We start from the raw sequence: 18,845 nt of genomic DNA, 5'->3' as shown, positions 1-18,845 counted from the left end.
TCTGCGCAAGGAAGATCATGGGCGATAATCTCAGCTACTTCCGCACCGATGGTACCCCGCCCCTGCTGGAACAGACGATCCCGGCCCGCTTCACCGAAATCGCGGCCCGCTTTCCCGCCCAGGAGGCGGTGGTTTCCCGCACCCAAGGGAGGCGCTTAACTTACCGGGAGCTCAGCGAGGGAATCAAACAACTGGCACGGGGGCTGATGGGAGCTGGCTTTAAAAAGGGGGAGCGGATCGGCATCTGGTCCACCAACAACATCGAGTGGCTTCTGGTGCAGCTTGCCACCGCACAGATCGGCGCCATCCTGGTAAACATCAACCCCGCCTACCGCTGCAAAGAACTGGCCTTTGCCCTGCAACGCTCGGAGGTGCAAGGACTCTTCCTGATCCCCTCCTTCAAAAGCAGCAATTACGTCGCCATGTTGAGCGAGCTGGTCCCCGAACTTGAAAACTGCCCGCCCAATGCCTTGGCCAGCAAGGCCTTTCCCTTTCTCCGCCGGGTGGTGCTCTACAATCCGGGAGACCCGCTGCATATCGACCGGCCGGCCCCGGGCTTCACCCTCTGGCGAGAAATTCTGGACAATGCAACGGCAATAAGCGAAACAGAGCTGGCCGCACGCACCGCCTCCCTCGATCAGCACGAACCCATCAACATCCAATACACCTCCGGCACCACCGGCTTTCCCAAGGCCGTGGTCCTGAGCCACCGCAACATCCTCAACAATGCCTATTTCTCCGCCCTGGCCATGCATTTTACCGAACAGGACCGGCTCTGCGTGCCGGTGCCCTTTTACCACTGCTTCGGCATGGTGCTGGCCAACCTGCTCTGCCTCTCGGTGGGCGGCTGCCTTGTCATCGCCTGTGAGCATTTCGACCCCGGCCAGGTCCTAGAGGCGGTGGCGGCGGAGCAATGCACCGCCATCCACGGGGTACCCACCATGTTCATTGCCGAACTGGAGCATCCCAGCTTTGGCAAACTGGATCTCTCCAGCCTGCGCACCGGGATCATGGCCGGGGCCCCTTGCCCGCCCGCCCTCATGCAGCGGGTGATGCGTGACCTGCACTGCCACGAGATCCTCATCGGCTATGGCGAGACCGAAGCCTCGCCCCTGACCCACCTTACCACCCGGGAAGACAGTCTGGAACGGCGGATCAACACGGTGGGCAGAAATCTCCCCCACCAGGAGGTGAAGGTGGTGGATCTCACCTTCGGCCACACCCTGCCCTTGGGTGAGGTGGGAGAAATCTGCTTTCGCGGCTACCATATCATGGCGGGGTATTATCACGACCCGACAGCGACGGACAAGGCCATTGATCAGGAGGGCTGGCTCCACTCCGGCGACCTGGGCAGGATGGACAAGGACGGATACTTACAGATCACCGGCAGACTCAAGGAGATGATTATCCGGGGCGGGGAGAACATCTACCCCCGAGAGATCGAGGATTACCTCTTCACCCACCCTAAAGTCGCCGGGGTTGCTGTATTCGGAGTGCCGGACGATTATTACGGCGAGGAGATCATGGCCTGGCTCAAACCCCGGAGCGGAGAAACGCTCGGCGAAGAGGAGATCCGCAGCTTCTGCCGGGGCAAGATCGCCCATTACAAGATCCCGCGCTATATCTGGTTGGTGGAGGAGTTCCCCATGACCGTCACCGGCAAGCTCCAGAAGTACAAGATGCGAGAGCTTGCCGTGGCCAGGCTGCAAGAGGAGAGAAACGAAAAACAATAAATCATGCTGTGACGAATGGAACGGCCGGGATAAGCGGAGAACGGCTCCTTACAATTTCCCAAGCCCCATGGCCATGTGCAGCTCCGAAGAAAGACCGCGACCAAACCGGCAGCAGGCACGGTCATGCCCCAGGCCATGACCGTGCTCGGCCCCCCCAGCGCACGGCGGAGAGCCGCTTGCCGGTAGCCACCCGGAAAATGCTGCCGGAAGGCTACTCCGTATACTGAAGATTGATGATTACTGTCCGGTTGAGCGATCTCCCCTCGGGCAGGCTGTTGTCATAGGGTGGGTTGTTGGGCCCGTTGCCCACATGATTTATCTGGGCGGCAGCGGCGATCCCACTCTTGAGCGTGGTATCATACACCGCCTTTGCCCGCCGGCCGGACAGGTCGATATTGTATTTTTCCTTGCCGATGCTGTCGGTGTGCCCGGCGATATCCATGGCAACCCCCTTGAGCTCTGCCACCCTGGCAAGCACCCGGTTGACGATGACCTGATTGCGATCCTTCACCTCCGCCCGGTCGAAATCAAAGAGGATCAGACCATATTTTTCGATCACCTTATTCCCGGTTTTCTGCGCACTGCGCTCCTCCCGCCGGAGAAAATTGATGGCGATCGGGGTGGTGGTGCTGAAGGTATTACCCTCCTTATCTTTCACTGACAAATCCGCCCTGAGCTGGCCCAGTTGGGCAAGGTTGTGCAGCCCCAGCGGTGCCAAGGCAAAGACCACCTCTGCCGGCAGATCCCCCGTTCCTTCTTGGGTACCGAGGACCTTCTCCGCACCCAGCAGCTTGAGCTGCCAATGCTCGATTCCGACCTCGGCCTGCAGAGAGGGGGTGAGCCGAAGTTCCTTGGTGTCGCTTTGCTCCTGCACGTAACTACTCTTGATGGTGTCCAGGATGGCGGGATCACTGGCGAGGATCTCCACCCGTTGATTTTCCACAATACCTTCCGGCACCCGGCTGGAGCTGGGCACCAGAGGAAGATTCCGCGCCTTGATTTCCATCCGGGACGGGTCAATGCCCCAGATCCCCTTGAGGTAGGCAGCAACCGCCTCGGCCCTACTCTTTGCCAACCCAACCTTCCCCCGTTCCACGCCGGTATTGGAATTGCAGCCCACCAGGGTTATCCGGGCCTCCGGCTTGGCCAGCAACCGCTTGCCGATCACATTCAAGACCTGGTGATGTTTCTCCATGGTGTCTTTGAGTTTCTCCTCGGCAAAACCCGCAGTGGCTTCCGGACCGGACAAGGCCACGTATCGCTCGGGGATGCGGCTTTTGCCCGTATCAAAATAGACATGATTCAGCATGGGCGAGCTGTCCACCACCGTGATCTCCTCGATGTTCACGACAGGAGGAACGCTCACCAGGGTACCGGCTGGTGGGTTGAGAAAGCGGTAGGTGACCACGTAACGATGAAAGATGGTGGTGGAAAACTTCTTGAGAATGGGCAGGAAATCGCTGGCCGAGGTGGCCTTGCGGATCATGCCGTTATGGCCCTGGGCAAAGGTGGTCAGAAAGGGATCCAGGCCGGGTTTATCCATATAATCCACGGCAAAGGCGGAAAAGTTTTGCACGCCCTTGGCTGCCAGGGCGACCTCCGCTCCTTTTACCTGACTGTTGATGTCTTCCCCGTCGGAAAAAACGAGCATGAACTTCTGGCTGTCCGCAGGCATTTGGCCGATGATCTCCAACCCCTTCTGCATGCTGTCATAGAGATAGGTACCGTCGGTGGTGGCAGGGAAAAAACTGCTTCGAAGCGCTTGCCCCAAGGCCGATACCTCGTTGGCCTGAAAGGTCCGGGTGGAAACGCGGGGCTCTTTCGAACCCGGATCGACAAAGGTGACCACATGGACATTATCGATGGGCCGGACAAGGGTAAGGAAGCTGTTCATGGCGGCCAGCAGGGGTTCCACCGCCTTGCGCTGCTCCATGGAATAGGAGTTATCCACCACCAGCACGATATTGAGGCCGATGTTCCGTTGCTCCTGGACATCTTCCACCGAGAGGATCTTCGCTGTTTTAATGCCTTGCTTGATGGAAAAATCCTCTTTCTTCAAGTTCAGGATCGCCTCCCCGCCCTTATCCTGAACGGAAACCAGCACCTTGCCCTCCTCCATGGGCTGGAAGCTCACCTGTGCTTTCTGGCGCAAAGCCTGCACCTCAAGCGCATCGAGGGCCCAGCTCGGTGCCGCCCAGAAAAAAACAGACAGCAACAAACAAAGAAAACCGACGATTTTTTTCATATTCTTTCTCCTGTGGCGCATACGCCAGAACATCATTATGGCAACAATTTTTCGGGATCTTAAAACAAAAGAAGCGGGGCGGAGCCCTTATTCAGGGGGCGTGTCGGAAAGCCCCCTGCCAATGGCATACTTGATAAGGTCGGCAACGCGTTTGATATTGAGTTTTTTCATCATATTGGCCCGGTGGTGTTCAACGGTCCGTTTGCTGATATCGAGTTTTTCGGCGATATCCCGGCTGGTCACCCCTTCAGCCACCAGCTGCAGGATCTGTTTTTCCCGCGGGGTCAGGATCTCCCCCTCCCCATCACGCCAGCGGGTGCAGGAGGCGATGATATCTTCCGGGAATTCCCGGGAGAGATTGGGGGAGATGTAAAATTCGCCCTGGCGGACCTTGGCGATGGCCGGCAACAGCTCGGTATCGGAGTCCTCCTTGAGCAGATAGCCGTCCGCCCCGGAAGCAAAGGAGGAACAAAGATATTGTTCGCCCTTGTGCATGGTCAGCATGAGTACCTTGATCTGCGGACAGATCTTGCGGACCTCTCTGATTGCTTCAATTCCGCGGAGGTTCGGCATGGAGATATCGAGGATGGCAAGATCGGCAGGGGTGGTTTTTAAGAGTTCGATGAGTTCCAGGCCATCACCTGCTTCGCCGACAACCTTGAGACCGGGATCCTCTTCGATCATTTTTTTGACCCCATGCCGAATCAGGGCATGATCATCAGCAAGCACTATACGACAGATACCCATAGCTCTCCCCTTTCAGGTCAGAGGAACAAGAAAAAATCACATTATATTCCCTGGTTATATACCGTAGTCGAAAATTTATCGCTGTAAAATTTGCGACAAGAAAAAACTTACGATAAGCACAGCGGGGGGAGAAAATCGTGCAAAACCATCGTCCGCGTCACGGCCGTCGACCAGCGCCTTTGCGCAACTTTTTTCAGTTGACGTCTCTAAGCGATTCCGGCTTGGGAGCAAAGGCATTGTACGCCAGGCTGATCCCCAGGGCAAAAATGGTGGTACCCACCCCAATTACGGCACCGAGAACAATTGGCGCAATCAGGGCCAGCCTGATAAGAACCGTGGCCACTGCATAGCCGGAATTACGGAAGGACACCTGGTATTCTGCGCTGTAGCGAAGCGAAATAAGTACCACCAGGACGTCACTGAAAACAAGCAGGGTGTAGAAGGAAGAAAAGGCATTTTCCGGCAATCCCAGGGCGAAATACCCCCAGAGATCCACCACACAGATACCGACAAAAGAAAAAAGCAGCAGCAGGGCGATCATTTTTTTGGCCAAAATAAAATGACTGCGGATTTTCTCATCGGCAGTGATGGGGTGGGAGCGCTGCGCCTTGTAAAAAAAACCCAGGACCACAAAAATAAGCAACGCTCCCACGGCAGAGGCGACAATGCTGCCCAGAGAGGGGTAAATTTCCGCCCAGACCAGCGGCTCGCTGAAATGGGCAAATTCCTTGAAGGTATCCCGCAGAAGAATAAGAGAAAGGATCTCAAACTGCTTGCCCACCGACTTGGTCACCGAATGGGAAAGGCTGAAAATAAGGCTCACCACCTCCAGGGCCAGCAGCAGATTGAAAGCCTGTTCAATGGCGGCAAGGTGGGAAAGGGAAAAATGCGAGGCAAACGGCTCAGGGAGAAAATGCCGCCGATTCAATTCGATGAGAATAATGGCCGCAACAAAGAAACTCACCAGCACCGTGGCGAAAAATTTCAACCCCTGCTTGCTTTCCACATGCAGCTCGATCCAATCGAAAAGAAAGCCAGCCCGTATCATGAAAAATTCTATCACTGTCCGTCTCCGCCTTGTGGAAAAAGGGATAATTTCTCTCTATATTTTTAACTAATCTGAATTTTTAAGCGACACAAGCTTTTAGTGAACACCTCCCTCTCCCAGACCAGGGTCATCCCCCTGCCGGATCCCCGGCCAACAAAATCTTTGACTTCGGCCGGCGGAATGAGCAATCATAAAAACAGGCGCTGTTCTTGTCCAGTCAATCCCCATCCTGTTTGGATCGGAGGTGATCATGAGCACGGAAATGCTTCAGGCCATGCTCCGCACCATTGAAGAGGAATGTCGCTTTACCGGCGGCCTCACCGGCCGCTACACCCTGCGCCAACAAGTCTTTGACGCCATAGCCGCGGTACGGCGCGAGGATTTCGTTCCGGACGAATTCAAGCCCTACGCTTACGACAACACCCCCCTGCCCATCGGCAACGGCCAGACCATCTCCCAGCCTTTTATCGTCGCACTGATGACCGACCTGCTGGAGCCGGACCCGGAGGACGTTATCCTGGAAATCGGCACCGGCTCCGGCTATCAGGCCGCCGTTTTGTCCCAACTGGTCAAACAGGTGTACAGCCTGGAGATCGTTCCCGCGCTGGCGCAACAGGCGGCCAAGCGCTTGCGGCAACTGGGGTATGATACGGTGGAAGTCCTTGCCTCCGACGGCTCTTCCGGGCTACCGGAACACGCCCCCTATGACGGAATCATCGTCACCGCCGCCGCCCCGCGAATCCCCGAACCCTTGCTCGAGCAGCTGGCGCCTTTCGGCAGGCTGGTCATTCCGGTGGGGCGTCCGCATATGCCGCAGGATCTCATGCTGGTGGAAAAATTCGACAGCAAGATCAGCACCCGGAGCATTCTCTCCGTCGCCTTTGTCCCGTTCACCGGACAGATTGAACCCTGACGGAGGCAACATCCGCGCAAAAAACCACCACACTCCACCCTACTACCCAAGAAGATTTGATGAAAACAGGATTATTACACACAGGACAACTTTTTTGCTACGACGGAACGGGAACCGTTATCCCCTGCCAGGACAGCAGTCAGGACGGCGAATTCCGCCTCGGCCTGCCATGGCCGACACCACGATTTTCCCTGAGATCCCAAGTGGTTTTTGACCATCTCACTGGATTCACCTGGCCCAGGGATGCCAATCTCGGCGAGTTTCCCATGACCTGGCAGGAAGCCCTCGATTTCATCGCCGAAATGAATCGCCGAAAATGGTCCGGCTTTGATGACTGGCGGCTGCCCAACCGCCGGGAACTCCGTTCTCTTATGAGCTACCAGACCAAAAACCCCTCGCTGCCGGAGAACCATCCGTTCACCAACATTTTCTTGGGCTGGTACTGGAGCTCCACCACGGCCGCGATCCACCCGGCCTATGCCTGGTGGATTCATCTCGAAGGCGCCCGCATGTTTTACGGGCGAAAAGATCAGAACTCTCTACTCTGGCCGGTTCGCGGCACAGGATATGACCTTTTGCCAAAAACCGGGCAGAAAATTTGCCATGATCCCTTTGGCCGGGAGATTCCCTGCCAGGGCACAGGGCAGGACGGAGAACAGCAACGGGGCTTCGCCTGGCCCCAGCCGCGCTTTACAGATCTCGGCGAGACGGTCCTCGACAACCTGACCAAACTTATCTGGCTCAAGAATGCCGATGCAGGTGGAAAGACCATGAGCTGGTCCGGTGCCCTGGATCTCATAAGCGAAATAAACAGCCGCGGCCTGCACGGGAGCAATGAGTGGCGACTTCCCGACATAAATGCTCTTGAATCTCTGGTGGACTGTTCGCAGGCAGAACCCGCCCTGCCAACTGATCACCCGTTTTTGCAGGTGCGCGAGGCCTATTGGTCATCCACCACCAGTTTTTTCGAAACAGACTGGGCCTGGGCTCTGTATCTTCACAAAGGCGCCTTGGGAGTCGGACACAAAAAAGGAGAATCATTTTTTGTCTGGCCGGTCAGGGTTGCCGGCCAAGAAGACTGAACCCGGATCAAGCACAAAAAAATGCCCCGGCAAAAAAATTACCGGGGCACAGGGTGAGACGCAGTTATTGCCGGCTTAAGAGATCGCTACCAACTCCAGCTCAAAGGTGAGATCCTTTCCCGCCAGAGGCGGATTGGCATCCAGAATGACAACATCGTCGGTAACCGCCACAACCGTAACCACAACCAGCTCCCCGTTGGGGCCGCCCATCTGCAATTTCTGGTCAACCTCCGGGTTGAGATCCGGGGGAACCTGACTCAGCGGCACCTCGATGACCAGCTCCAGTTTCTTTTCGCCGTATGCTTTATGGGAAGGAATCGTGACCGTTTTCTTGTCGCCGATGGCCATACCCGTAACCGCTTCATCAAAACCCACGATTACCTGCCCGCCACCAAGGGTAAAATCCAGAGGTTCGCGCCCGGCAGAGGAATCAAAAACAGTGCCATCCTCCAGCGTGCCGGTATAATGGATCTTGACGCTATCTCCTTTTTTGGCCTGTGACATATCTTTCTCCTTTTTGTCTTCTCCCGGAAAGGGATTTTATCTCAATACAATTACGGGTATTATTGCACACCACCCACGGTGCCGTGCCATTTTTCAAGAATGGTGCTTGCCGAGGCCCGTCTTTGGCTTTAAGCTGGGCCGTGCACATACTTATCAAACAACATCATTGCCAAAGAGAAGCGCTGCGGCAACAAAGCAGCGCCGGGAAAGGACTTATCATGTACGAATGGATTCTCACCGGGCTCAGCATCCTGGGGACCCTATACAACCTACAGAAACGCGTGGCAGGCTGGGTAATCTGGAGCATCGCCAATATCGGCTGGATTGTCTGTTTTTTCCAAAAGGACATGATGGCCGAGGCCTTTCTCTTCTCGGTCTATCTGGTGCTCTCTGTGTACGGCATCTTCAAATGGTGGACACCCACTCCCGGGGAAGAAAAAGAGTGACCCCCCTGGTTGTTACGCCCCCAATTGAATGGAATCCTCAACGCCGAGGGACTGGTAAATATCCAAGGCCTGGCGGGAATGATTCAGGGTGTAAAAATGGATGCCCCGCACCTCGTTGTCGATCAAATCACGGACCTGCTCGCTGGCCCAATGCACACCGACCTTTTCCACCTGTTCATCGCTTCTGGCCCGATCCACGGCGCGCAGCAGGGGGGCCGGAATCCTGGCCCCGGCGGCAAGCTCCGCCATCCGCACCATGCCACTCTTGGTGGTGATGGGCATGAGCCCGGCAATGATGGGGACCGTGATGCCGGCCAAGGCGCAACGGTCACGAAAATCATAGAAATCCCGATTATCGAAAAAGAGCTGGGTAACAATATAATCCGCCCCGGCATCAACCTTGGCCTTGAGATAGTCCATTTCCAGCAGCCGGTTGGGGGTCGCGGGATGTCCCTCCGGGAAACCGGCCACCCCGACGCCCATCTGCGGGAAATTCTTTTTGATAAAAGTGACCAGATCGGCGGCATAGGCAAAGCCATCCTCGGGCTGGACGAAATCCGTCTGCCCCTTGGGAGGATCGCCACGCAGGGCGAGAATATTCTTAACCCCGCTTGCCGCATAGGTACGGAGGATCTCTCCTGTTTCCGTCCGGTTTGAGCCAACGCAGGTGAGATGGGAGACAACGGTGAGGTTGGTCTCCTGCTGAATCCTGACGATCAGTTTATGGGTCCGGTCCCGGGTTGAGCCGCCCGCCCCGTATGTCACGCTGACATAGGCGGGCTTGAGGGGCATCAGGTCGGAGATATTGGCAAAAAGATTTTCCCAGCCCGGCTCATCCTTGGGCGGAAAAAATTCAAAACTAAAGGAAATCCTATTGTTCTCGAGAATGTCTTTAACCAGCATCGTCTCTCTAACCCGTTGTTTTGGTGAAAAATTTCAAATATCAAAGAACCACCTATCTACCAAATATGGTCTCTGATTGCTCGAAAAATTCACGCCCAACGGGAAAAAAATACGCGTTTGCCGACAAATTCACCGCCGGGATTCAGCAAACGGACAAGTCCGGCTCTCATCTTGACTTGACAAAGTCCGGCTCAGGGTTGTAATCAGATTCTGGTGAAGTAAGTACAGTGCACCGCTTTTGCTTGCACTCTTGCGACGCTCGCTGCGCTACCATCGACCCGCTCACACAATCGGGGATAACCGCGAAACGACGTCATCACAGACCTCTCGCGCGCACCTACGAGCCCCTGCTCTCGCATACGGGTTTGGGGCAAAGCGTAGCTCACGGTTCCAGACTGTGCCCTATTGTCCGGCAAAGAATGGAAACATTGCGCCATCAGGAAGATGGCCGGGGACCACGAAACGTTGGCATATTCAAAAAGAAAAACACCTGCGGCGGCCCTGCTGTTCTGCTCTCTGTGCTTGGCTGCCTCACCCCGCCAGGCGGCGGCCTACACCCAAAAAGACCTGGAAACCCTGAAGGCGACCAACCGCTGCGTGGAATGCGATCTCGCCGGTGCTGACCTGCGCCGGACAAAGCTTGGCCAGGCCTATCTGGAACGGAGCAATCTCTCCAGGGCAAATCTGGAAGGGGCAGACCTGGAAGGGGCAAACCTCAAGGGGGTTGATCTTTCCGGAGCGAACCTGACCGACGCCAATCTGGAGGAGGCTGATTTTTACAAGGCGGATCTTACCGGAGCCTTTCTCAAGGGAGCCAAGACCAAAAACGCCTCCTTTACCAGCAGCAACTATGAGCGGGCAATCCTCGAGGGCAGCACCACTTACACCCCTCCGGAAAACGCACTGACCGTACCGGAAAAACCCTTGCCGCCGCCGGTTGCCGTCCCGCCTGTTCTTGAAGAGAAAATCGAACCTAAGGCAGCCATAACCCAACCGGAGCAGGCAGCGGCACAGACACCTGTCCCGCTGCCTGCTCCGGTTGTCGCCCCGGTTGTTGCCGCGCCGGTTGTTGCGATCCCAACGCCGCCTCCATCAGCGCCAGCCCCCATGGCCGCCCCTGAATCGTTGCCCACCCCACCGCCGGCACAAACTCCCCAGGCGAAGCCAACAACTCTTCCGCCAGCTGCCTTGCCCGAGCCGCGCGCTGTTAGCCAAGCACCGGAACCCATCGCTTCCGCCGGGATGCAACCCGCTCCTTTACGGCCTGCACCGAAGCCGGCACCTGCACCCCTGCCGTCGGGAGCCAGCTCGGAAGTGGATCGATTAATCGCCCAAAACGGTTGCCCCGGCTGCAACCTCGCCGGGGCCGACCTTGTCGGGATCAACCTGAATCGAGCAAACCTGAGCGGGGCCAACCTCAGTGGCGCCAATCTTCAAGGCGCCAGCCTCAAAACGGCAGACCTTGCCGAGGCCAATCTCAGCCAGGCCAATCTCAGCGGAGCCAATCTGGCCGGAGCCGATCTTTACAGGGCCAATCTCAGCGGGACAATCCTGACCGGGGCGGACCTCGAAGGCGCATACCTGATCGGAACAATCCTCGAGCAAGAGCGCCAGAAAGGCAACAAAGAGGATATCGATGCCTTCCTCACCGAGTACCGGGACAAAACCCCCACCCCATCGAAAAAAACAGATCCCCTGGAACAAGAGCAGGCGGGGATGGGAAACCTTTGGGCTCCCAGCTACCCGCCGACCACGGAGACAACGACCGCGCAGAGTCTTCCGGCTCCGAAAACCGAAACCGGAGAGTCTCTCGCTGCAACACCGCCCGCCCCGGCGCCGATCATCACCCCGGAGATGGCGAAATCGGCAGAAGCTCTTCCCATCCCCCCGGCGCCAGCCGCCCAGTCCGCGGCACCTTCGCCTGCCAAAACAGCTCCAGCGGAAAAGATTATGCCGGCCGCCGCAAGTGTTACCACGGCAGCCATAGCTCCCCCACCCTCTGTACCCTCTCCGGCTCCGGTCAAACCGCCGGAAGAGGTGAAACCGCCTGAGCCCCCGAAGCTTACCGACCTGGAAAAACTCCTGCAAGCAAACCGCTGCGTGGAATGCGACCTGAGCGGCCAGGATCTTTCCGGCAAAAAACTGCAAGGAGCACACCTGGAGCGAACCAATCTTTCCGGCGCGAACCTGCGTGGCGCCAATCTCGAAGGGGCAAACCTCAAGGGCGCAAATCTGAGCGGGGCCAATCTGGAAAATGCCAATCTGGAAGAGGCTGATTTCTACAAGGCCGACCTGAGTAACGCCAATCTCACAGGGGCCAAGCTCAAGAATGCTTCAGGGCTGAAACGGGCAGACGGACCACAGGAATAAAGCAAGAACCCCGGGTGCTCCTCCGCTGCAACAAAAGCGAGAATAGCACCCGGGCAAGGGGCAACAACGCCGGGCGAGCACTTTTTGTCACTTCGCCTTGGCGATCTTGATTTCCTTTTTCTGACTCTTTGTGGTCTTGGGCATGGTGATGGTGAGCACGCCCTTATCGAACTTGGCATCAATCTTGTTCTCCTGCACCTCCACCGGCAGGCGAAAAGAACGCTGAAACGAGCCGCTGTACCGCTCCATATAATAATGGTGCTCGTCTTTTTCCTCTTTTTCTTTTTTCTTCTCCCCCTCAATGGTCAACAGATTGCCCGAAAGACTCAGTTTGATGTCTTCCGGCTCAAGACCGGGCAGCTCGGCCTTGACAATCAACTTGTCCTTGGTTTCCGAGATGTCGGCCATGGGCGCCCACCCCCTGGTAAACGCGGTCGGCAATGGCCAATCATCCAGAAACCGGTTCCACAAGCGATCCATTTCATTGCGTACGGTGCTGAGTTCTGAAAACGGTTTTTTTGGGATAAGATCCATCATGATGCACCTCCTGAGATTAGTCTCCCCTGGGATCCAGGTTTTTTTTGGCCAAAGGCGGCCCGTTGCTTATTATTTTTTTCTCAAGAACCCGGATCAAGGCTTCTTCCAGGTCCTCCATGGCAAACGGTTTTTCGATGAACTCATGCACCCCGATGCGGAAGGCTTCGGAAATAACAGCTTCGGTCATGTAGGCGGTAAGGAGGATTTTCTTAAATTGGACATTGAGACGCTGCGCTCTTTTTAAAAATTCAAGGCCGTCCATGCCTGGCAGACGGTAATCGGTAATGATGATGTCGCAATCAGTGTCCTTGATAACCTCCAGCGCATCCTCCCCTGTCTCAACGGCGATAAACGGACAATTTTCATTGGCAAAAAAGCGCTGCAAAGAATCCCTGATCAACGGTTCATCCTCAACAAGCAACACCTTCATGCCCTGCAACCGCGCAAACAGGTCCATATTGTGCTCTCCTCATTCCAGAAGCCCGACAAAGGGGTGCCCCTTTATCGGGCTAAAAAGCACAAAACATGCCAAAAAGAATGGTGCGATAACCGCATGTAATACCAAGGGAAACAGGACGGGAAAGAATAAAACGCGGGAGGGTTTCTCAAAATATCAAAGAAAAATGGAACCATTGAGAAAATAAACGGAGAGCTTTTTGAACTGCGGTTAGATCTTTTTCTTCCGGTACCGGAAGGTATGATGATTCATCCGCAACAGCCTGGCCGCCATGGATTCATTCCCCCCCGCATGGCGGAGCGCCTCCTCGATAAAATGGCGCTCCATGGCATGCAGCGCCCCTTCCAAGTCGAAGCCGGCAGGGGTAAGGGGTGGATACCCCTCCTGGCAGGATTCCCTAGCCATCACACTCCCCGTAGCCTCCGGCTCCGAGATATCCAGCGGCTCAAGAAGCCTCCCTTGGCTCACCAGCACCCCGCGCTCGATCATATTTTTCAGTTCCCGGACATTGCCGACAAAATGATGCGCCAAAAGCAATTTTCGGGCTCCGGCGGAGATATCCTCCACCTTCTTGCCGAATTTTATGGAAAACCGTTTGAGAAAAAAGAGGGCCAGGGGCAGGATGTCTGCCCTCCGCGCATTGAGGGAAGGGACCTGAATCGTGACCACGCCGAGGCGATAATACAGCTCGGGGCGAAACTGCTTGCACTCGACCATCTCCTTGAGATTGTGGTTGGTGGCGGAAACGATCCGGGCCTGCACCCGGGTACTTTTCCCCGCGCCGATCCGGAAAAATTCTCCGGAATCGAGATAACGGAGCAGCTTGGCTTGGGCCTCGGGCAGGAGATCGCCGATTTCATCGAGAAACAGTGTGCCGCCATGGGCCTCTTCGATCAGGCCTTTCTTGCCACCCGGCCTGGCGCCGCTAAAGGCCCCTGCTTCGTAGCCGAACAGCTCGCTCTCGATCAGCTCCTTGGGAATGGCCGCGCAATTCACGGCCACGAACGGCCCCTGGAAATTTGGGCTCCGGAAATGGACCGCCCTGGCCACGAGCTCCTTGCCGCTGCCGGTTTCGCCCATAATAAGCACCGGGGTATCCGGGCTTTTCGCCACCATCCCCACCAGCTCCATAACCCCCTGCAGAGCGCCGCTTTCACCGAGACACCAGGGCATGTCCTCCTGCAGGCATTGCTCCTGCAAAACAAACAGCTCCCGCCGCAGCCGGACCCGTTCCATGGCATTGCGGATGGTCTGCAAAAGTCCCTCGCCGGAGAGCGGTTTCACCACATAGTCTTGGGCCCCGTGGCGCATGGCCTGCACCACGGTCTGCACATCCTCATAGGCGGTGATCATCACCACCGCCATCTCGGGAAACCGCGCCATGATTGCCTGCAGGGCCTCTATCCCGTTCATCCCCGGCAAGCCAATATCGAGCAGCACCAGATCCGGAGCACCCTCCTCCATTGCGGCAATCCCATCCTCGGCCGTGGCAAAGACCGAAACCCGATACTGCGACTGCAGCGCCAGCCTGACACTCTGGCGGATACTCTCCTCATCGTCGATAATAGAGATACTATAGGGATCCATCGTCTCTCTCCGACTCAGGGGCCAAGGAAACAACAAATTCAGCGCCGCCCCAACCGCTCTCCTCCACGATCAATGTCCCGTGATGATCATTCAGGATCCGCTGACACAGACTCAGGCCGATGCCGGTCCCGTCACTCTTGGTGGTGTAAAACGGATCGAAAACCTTATCCCGCAACCCTTCCGCGATTCCCGGCCCAGAATCAGCGACGCGGATGACCACGGCCCCCTGTTCAAGAGCGGTCCGCACCCTTATCCGTTTGGCTTCGGACTGACGCAGGGCTTCAGCCGCATTGGTCAAAAGATTGAGAACGACCTGTTCGATCAGGGTGGCATCAAGACGACAGCGGGGCAAGGTGCAGGCCAGCTCTTTTTCCAACTCCACCCTGTGTTTCCGCAAGGTGGCCCCGCACAGGGAAAGAGCATTTTCCACCGGCTGATTGATATCAGTCAGGATCAGCCGCGGATGCCCCGGCTTTGAAAAATCCATAACCCGCCGGATCACCGCCTCTATTTTTCCGGAGGCACCTTTCACCTGGGTAATGATCTCGCCCACCGTATCCAAGTTCTCCCCACGGACAAACATCTTGGCCAGGGTATCGAGATAGATATTGATGCCGGACAAGGGGTTGCGGATCTCATGGGCAATGCCCGCAGCCACCCGGCCAAGAGAAGACATCTTGTCCTGCACCCGGACAATCTGTTCCAGCTCCCGGTTCCGGGTGATGTCGACCATGCTGACCAGCACCGTTTCCCGCCCCTGATACTCGATGCGGCTGGCCCGGCAGAAGACCCATTTCATGCCCGGGGCTCCGCTATCCTTCTGCAGCGGATAAAAGCGGAAATCAAGATCCACGGTGGCAACTTCACCGCGACTGACCCTGCCATAAGCAGCCTCTACCTTTTCCAGATCCTCGGGATGCACGCCGGCAAAGGCGTTTGCCCGGAACTTGCCGGGAAGCGGGCCAAAAAGTCTTTTCTGTTCGGGATTGCGATAGATGATCGCATTGTCTTGAATCAGGAGAATCCCAGCCAGGGAATTTTCCACCAACTCCCGGAACCTGTTTTCGCTCATGAGCCGCTGTTCCTCAAGCTCCATAAGATAGAAGGCCTGTCCCACATCTCGGGCTATCTCGCCAAAGAGCAGCCGTTCTTCAGAATTGTACTTATGGGCCGCCGAGGTGGAAATACTCAATAGCCCATAATTCTGATTCCGGTGACCGAGTCTGGCGGTAAAACAAACCCTGTCCGCATCCTTTGCAGCCAGGGGGCAGTCCGGACAACGGCTTGCCTGGTCGCTCACCACCAGCCCATTTCCGGACATGGCCTTTTTCACGCAGACTGGAAAGATCCCCTGTTCCATCCCCTGGCGCACCCGGGAAAATTGTTCGGCCAAACCCACTTCACCAGAGCGGACCACCGCCCCCTCTTTGTCCAGCAAGGCAAGCCAGGCCGTGCAATAATGGGCTTCGTCAACCAAAATTCGACAAATTCCCTGGAGTAACTCGTCACGGCTCTTTCTCCCGGCCAGCAGCAGATGGATCCGGCGCACCGTCCGCACAAGCAAAAGGAGATTGGCCTCCCGGATCCTGGACTCCCAGCGCTGCACAAGCCAAAGCCGAAGGAATATCCCGCTGCAGCCGCCGAACAGCAACAACAAGCTGGTCTCCAGAGAAAAATCAGCACGCAGATGCCCGGGATGTAACAGTGAGAGGAGGGAGAGGAGCACCGCCCCTCCGAGAAAAGAAAGGATGTTCAGGATGCTTTTGCGCATCCGGAGAGAAAAGATTTCGCCCTGCTGCCACTCATTGTCCATTGGCATCAAGCACCCGCCGCACCACCTCTGCCAGCCTTCCGGTACCAAAGGGCTTGAGCAGATACTCATGCACCCCAAGTTCCTTGACCTCTTCCTCGGTAAGGATGTCGCTGTATCCGGTGGTGAGAATCACCGGAATTGCTGGGCGCAAGGCGAGGATCTTTGCGGCAAGCTGGGCCCCGGTCATGCCCGGCATGGTCAGATCGGTGATAACCAGATCAAAATCCTCGGGGTCGGCAAGAAACCGCTTCAATGCCTCCAGACTGTCGGCATAGGACTGAACCTGGTATCCCAAGGCACCAAGGGCCTGCTTCCCCAATTCGGCCAGAGCAGGCTCATCATCAACAAAGAGGATACGTTCCGTGCCCCGGGAGGGAGAAGAAGCGCTCCGGGCGATGCCTACCTCCTCCCCCACCTCCGTAATGCAGGGGAAATAAAGATCGAAAACCGTTCCCTCCCCCGGCAAGCTGGCAACCTCAATCGCGCCCTGATGATTTTTCACTATCCCGTGGACCACGGCAAGCCCCATCCCGGTTCCTTCCCCGGTTTGTTTTGTGGTAAAAAACGGCTCGAAGATCCGCCCCACCACATCCTCTGCTATTCCCTTGCCGCTATCCCGCACCCCCAAATGGACATAGCGCCCGGGCTTGAGGTCCGGATGCACAGCAGCGCGGGCCTCATCAATCACTTCGGGACCCAGGGCAACCAAAAGAGTGCCCCCTTGCCCGCGCATGGCCTGGGCGGCATTGATACAGAGATTCATCAACACCTGGTGGATCTGCACCGGATCCGCCAAAGCCCAACAGGGCTGATCGCTGATTTCCTGTTTCATTTCGATGGTGCTGGGCAAGGAAGCCCTGAGCAGCTTCATGGCCTCCTTGACGATGCTCCGCAACTCAAGGGGCTCCCGCTTCGCCTCACTGTGCCTGCTGAAGGTAAGAATCTGCGCCACCAGATCCCTGGCCCGCTTGCCGGCCAGGGTCACTTCCTCCAACTTGGCATAGGCGGGCATATCCTCTTGCAGATCCATCATGGCCAGCTCGGTGTAGCCCACCACCGCGGCAAGGATATTGTTGAAATCATGGGCAATGCCGCCGGCCAGGGTGCCGATGGCCTCCATCTTTTGGGCCTGCAGGAGCTGAGACTCCAACTTTTTCTGTTCGCTGATATCCTTGGCGAAATGGGTGACCCCGCTGATCCTCCCCTGGTCATCCATGACCGGAGTGGCGGTGAGCAGAAAGGTCTTTTTCAGTTCGGGATGAAAAAACTCTTGGCTGTAGGACTTGCGCTCCAGGGAGGCAAGATGCTCCACGCAACCCGGGCACGGTTCGCTGACTCCCCGGAACACCTCGTAACAATAGCGGCCGAGCAACTCCTCCGGTGTTTTTTGCAAAATGCGACAGGTCGCCTTGTTGACCCTGGTCAGACGCAGAGAGGCATCCTGCAGGGTAATGATGTCAGCCACGGCGTCAAAGGTCCGCTCCCACTCCCGTTGGGCCTCTCCCATCCGTTCTTCGGCAGAGCGGCGTTCAAGGCCCTCCTTGCGGAGCTGCTCATTTGTATGGGAAAGCTCTGCCGTGCGCGCCACCACCATCTTTTCCAAATGATCCCGATAGCTGGCAAGCTTCTCTTCCGCCGCCTTACGTTCGGTAATGTCCTGAATGATCACGATGGCCGTGCGCTGGCCGGCATCGACAATCGGCAAAACAATCATGGCAACCCTCCGCCCTTTCAATAACAGGACTGCCTCCTCGCCGAGGGCAATGGGACGGTCGCCCAAGCCAGCGAAAACACCTGTCACTTCCTGCCGGATGCTTGGGTCGAAAAAATCAAAAAATTTCGCCGCCAGAATGCGTTCTTCCCGGGCACCAAGGAAGGCGGCGCCGGCGGCATTGACATAGACAATCATCCCTTCGGCGTTGCACTCGACAATCCCTTCGCCGATATTGCCGAGGACAACCTCGAAATGCTTCCTTGAGCTCAACAACTCCTTGGTGATTTCCCGCTGGTACACGCTCTCTATCCCAACAACCCCGGGAAAGGCTAATTCTTCCTTGTTTTGGTGCGCGGCAAGCACCTGCGAGATGTGCTCTTCGATATCTCCGAAAGGACCCTTGGCGATGCAGGCATTGGCGCCGAAAGAGGCGTAGTCGATCTTTTCTTCTGCGGCGATGGCGGAGAGGATGATAATGCAGACGTTTTTCAATTCAGGCATGGAACGCACAATCCGACACAGCTTGTCGCCGCTGATATTGGGCATGACCATGTCCACAAACATGATATCCGGAACAAAATCGGCAAGAACGGTCAAGGCGGTCAGGCTGTCCGGCGCGGTTTTCACCGCATAGCCTTTTTTGCCCAGGAAATTGCTCATCAGCCGGAGCATCAGCGGTTGGTTGTCCACTACCAGAATTTTTTCATTCATGGTCGTCCCCAAAGCTTTTAGGCCATGCCGACACC

The 18,845-nt window shown here is 56.5% G+C and carries 15 protein-coding genes; 5 read left to right on the top strand and 10 right to left on the bottom strand.

Annotated elements, in window-relative coordinates; all coding sequences use genetic code 11:
• The first annotated feature begins 17 nt into the window (after nucleotides 1-17).
• Nucleotides 18-1,733 carry an AMP-binding protein gene (locus tag OLX77_RS08375; protein WP_307633141.1) on the top strand — a complete coding sequence of 572 codons (1,716 nt, stop codon included), beginning with the start codon at nucleotides 18-20 and terminating at the stop codon, nucleotides 1,731-1,733.
• A 211-nt stretch (nucleotides 1,734-1,944) separates the two neighbouring features.
• On the opposite strand, the gene OLX77_RS08370 is transcribed toward OLX77_RS08375, so the two are convergent.
• The 3 genes from OLX77_RS08370 to OLX77_RS08360 form a co-directional block, all read right to left on the bottom strand.
• Complete coding sequence (locus tag OLX77_RS08370) at nucleotides 1,945-3,978, bottom strand: OmpA family protein (RefSeq protein WP_307633140.1); 2,034 nt, start codon at nucleotides 3,976-3,978, stop codon at nucleotides 1,945-1,947.
• 87 nt (nucleotides 3,979-4,065) lie between these two features.
• A complete protein-coding gene (locus OLX77_RS08365) occupies nucleotides 4,066-4,725 on the bottom strand; it encodes a response regulator (protein WP_307633139.1) in 660 nt (219 codons plus the stop codon).
• A 193-nt stretch (nucleotides 4,726-4,918) separates the two neighbouring features.
• On the bottom strand, nucleotides 4,919-5,788 hold the full coding sequence (locus tag OLX77_RS08360; protein WP_307633138.1) for a hypothetical protein: 870 nt from the start codon (nucleotides 5,786-5,788) through the stop codon (nucleotides 4,919-4,921).
• A gap of 235 nt (nucleotides 5,789-6,023) precedes the next feature.
• Between OLX77_RS08360 and OLX77_RS08355 the strand changes: the two genes are divergently transcribed.
• Nucleotides 6,024-6,686 (top strand): protein-L-isoaspartate(D-aspartate) O-methyltransferase, encoded by a 663-nt coding sequence (locus OLX77_RS08355; RefSeq protein WP_307633137.1) that lies wholly within the window; start codon nucleotides 6,024-6,026, stop codon nucleotides 6,684-6,686.
• A 59-nt stretch (nucleotides 6,687-6,745) separates the two neighbouring features.
• Complete coding sequence (locus OLX77_RS08350) at nucleotides 6,746-7,768, top strand: Lcl C-terminal domain-containing protein (RefSeq protein WP_307633136.1); 1,023 nt, start codon at nucleotides 6,746-6,748, stop codon at nucleotides 7,766-7,768.
• A 75-nt stretch (nucleotides 7,769-7,843) separates the two neighbouring features.
• On the opposite strand, the gene OLX77_RS08345 is transcribed toward OLX77_RS08350, so the two are convergent.
• A complete protein-coding gene (locus tag OLX77_RS08345) occupies nucleotides 7,844-8,272 on the bottom strand; it encodes an FKBP-type peptidyl-prolyl cis-trans isomerase (RefSeq protein ID WP_307633135.1) in 429 nt (142 codons plus the stop codon).
• Between the two features lie 218 nt (nucleotides 8,273-8,490).
• On the opposite strand from OLX77_RS08345, the gene OLX77_RS08340 reads away from it, so the two are divergent.
• A complete protein-coding gene (locus tag OLX77_RS08340; RefSeq protein WP_307633134.1) occupies nucleotides 8,491-8,718 on the top strand; it encodes a nicotinamide mononucleotide transporter in 228 nt (75 codons plus the stop codon).
• Between the two features lie 12 nt (nucleotides 8,719-8,730).
• Here the strand turns inward: OLX77_RS08340 and metF are convergent, their stop codons facing one another.
• Nucleotides 8,731-9,621, bottom strand: a complete 891-nt coding sequence (metF, locus tag OLX77_RS08335) for a methylenetetrahydrofolate reductase [NAD(P)H] (RefSeq protein WP_307633133.1) — start codon at nucleotides 9,619-9,621, stop codon at nucleotides 8,731-8,733.
• Between the two features lie 465 nt (nucleotides 9,622-10,086).
• Here metF and OLX77_RS08330 point away from each other — a divergent pair, with 465 nt between their 5' ends.
• Complete coding sequence (locus OLX77_RS08330) at nucleotides 10,087-11,991, top strand: pentapeptide repeat-containing protein (RefSeq protein ID WP_307633132.1); 1,905 nt, start codon at nucleotides 10,087-10,089, stop codon at nucleotides 11,989-11,991.
• A gap of 87 nt (nucleotides 11,992-12,078) precedes the next feature.
• Here the strand turns inward: OLX77_RS08330 and OLX77_RS08325 are convergent, their stop codons facing one another.
• The 5 genes from OLX77_RS08325 to OLX77_RS08305 form a co-directional block, all read right to left on the bottom strand.
• Nucleotides 12,079-12,528, bottom strand: a complete 450-nt coding sequence (locus OLX77_RS08325) for an Hsp20/alpha crystallin family protein (RefSeq protein ID WP_307633131.1) — start codon at nucleotides 12,526-12,528, stop codon at nucleotides 12,079-12,081.
• A gap of 16 nt (nucleotides 12,529-12,544) precedes the next feature.
• Nucleotides 12,545-12,985 (bottom strand): response regulator, encoded by a 441-nt coding sequence (locus tag OLX77_RS08320; protein ID WP_307633130.1) that lies wholly within the window; start codon nucleotides 12,983-12,985, stop codon nucleotides 12,545-12,547.
• A 210-nt stretch (nucleotides 12,986-13,195) separates the two neighbouring features.
• Entirely contained in the window at nucleotides 13,196-14,572 is a 1,377-nt protein-coding gene (locus tag OLX77_RS08315) for a sigma-54-dependent transcriptional regulator (RefSeq protein WP_307633129.1), read from the bottom strand.
• Nucleotides 14,559-16,391, bottom strand: coding sequence for a sensor histidine kinase (locus OLX77_RS08310; RefSeq protein WP_307633128.1), 1,833 nt, complete (start codon nucleotides 16,389-16,391; stop codon nucleotides 14,559-14,561). Before OLX77_RS08310 ends, OLX77_RS08315 begins: the two co-directional genes overlap by 14 nt.
• On the bottom strand, nucleotides 16,375-18,810 hold the full coding sequence (locus OLX77_RS08305; RefSeq protein ID WP_307633127.1) for a hybrid sensor histidine kinase/response regulator: 2,436 nt from the start codon (nucleotides 18,808-18,810) through the stop codon (nucleotides 16,375-16,377). The genes OLX77_RS08310 and OLX77_RS08305 overlap by 17 nt, the downstream gene beginning before the upstream one ends.
• Between the last annotated feature and the right edge of the window lie 35 nt (nucleotides 18,811-18,845).

The organism is Thiovibrio frasassiensis (assembly GCF_029607905.1).
In the GTDB taxonomy this organism is placed as follows: Bacteria; Desulfobacterota; Desulfobulbia; order Desulfobulbales; family Desulfurivibrionaceae; genus Thiovibrio; species Thiovibrio frasassiensis.
The sequence above is the reverse complement of the archived record's forward strand: the minus strand, read 5'-3'. Positions and strand labels throughout refer to the sequence as shown.

Bases quoted from the DNA above. Each gene is read 5' to 3' on its own strand.
- OLX77_RS08340 (WP_307633134.1), top strand. From the start codon at position 8,491: ATGTACGAATGGATTCTCACCGGGCTCAGCATCCTGGGGACCCTATAC.
- OLX77_RS08365 (WP_307633139.1), bottom strand. From the start codon at position 4,725: ATGGGTATCTGTCGTATAGTGCTTGCTGATGATCATGCCCTGATTCGG.
- OLX77_RS08325 (WP_307633131.1), bottom strand. From the start codon at position 12,528: ATGATGGATCTTATCCCAAAAAAACCGTTTTCAGAACTCAGCACCGTA.
- OLX77_RS08305 (WP_307633127.1), bottom strand. From the start codon at position 18,810: ATGAATGAAAAAATTCTGGTAGTGGACAACCAACCGCTGATGCTCCGG.
- OLX77_RS08370 (WP_307633140.1), bottom strand. From the start codon at position 3,978: ATGAAAAAAATCGTCGGTTTTCTTTGTTTGTTGCTGTCTGTTTTTTTC.
- OLX77_RS08345 (WP_307633135.1), bottom strand. From the start codon at position 8,272: ATGTCACAGGCCAAAAAAGGAGATAGCGTCAAGATCCATTATACCGGC.
- metF (WP_307633133.1), bottom strand. From the start codon at position 9,621: ATGCTGGTTAAAGACATTCTCGAGAACAATAGGATTTCCTTTAGTTTT.
- OLX77_RS08350 (WP_307633136.1), top strand. From the start codon at position 6,746: ATGAAAACAGGATTATTACACACAGGACAACTTTTTTGCTACGACGGA.
- OLX77_RS08375 (WP_307633141.1), top strand. From the start codon at position 18: ATGGGCGATAATCTCAGCTACTTCCGCACCGATGGTACCCCGCCCCTG.
- OLX77_RS08355 (WP_307633137.1), top strand. From the start codon at position 6,024: ATGAGCACGGAAATGCTTCAGGCCATGCTCCGCACCATTGAAGAGGAA.
- OLX77_RS08315 (WP_307633129.1), bottom strand. From the start codon at position 14,572: ATGGATCCCTATAGTATCTCTATTATCGACGATGAGGAGAGTATCCGC.
- OLX77_RS08320 (WP_307633130.1), bottom strand. From the start codon at position 12,985: ATGGACCTGTTTGCGCGGTTGCAGGGCATGAAGGTGTTGCTTGTTGAG.
- OLX77_RS08310 (WP_307633128.1), bottom strand. From the start codon at position 16,391: ATGCCAATGGACAATGAGTGGCAGCAGGGCGAAATCTTTTCTCTCCGG.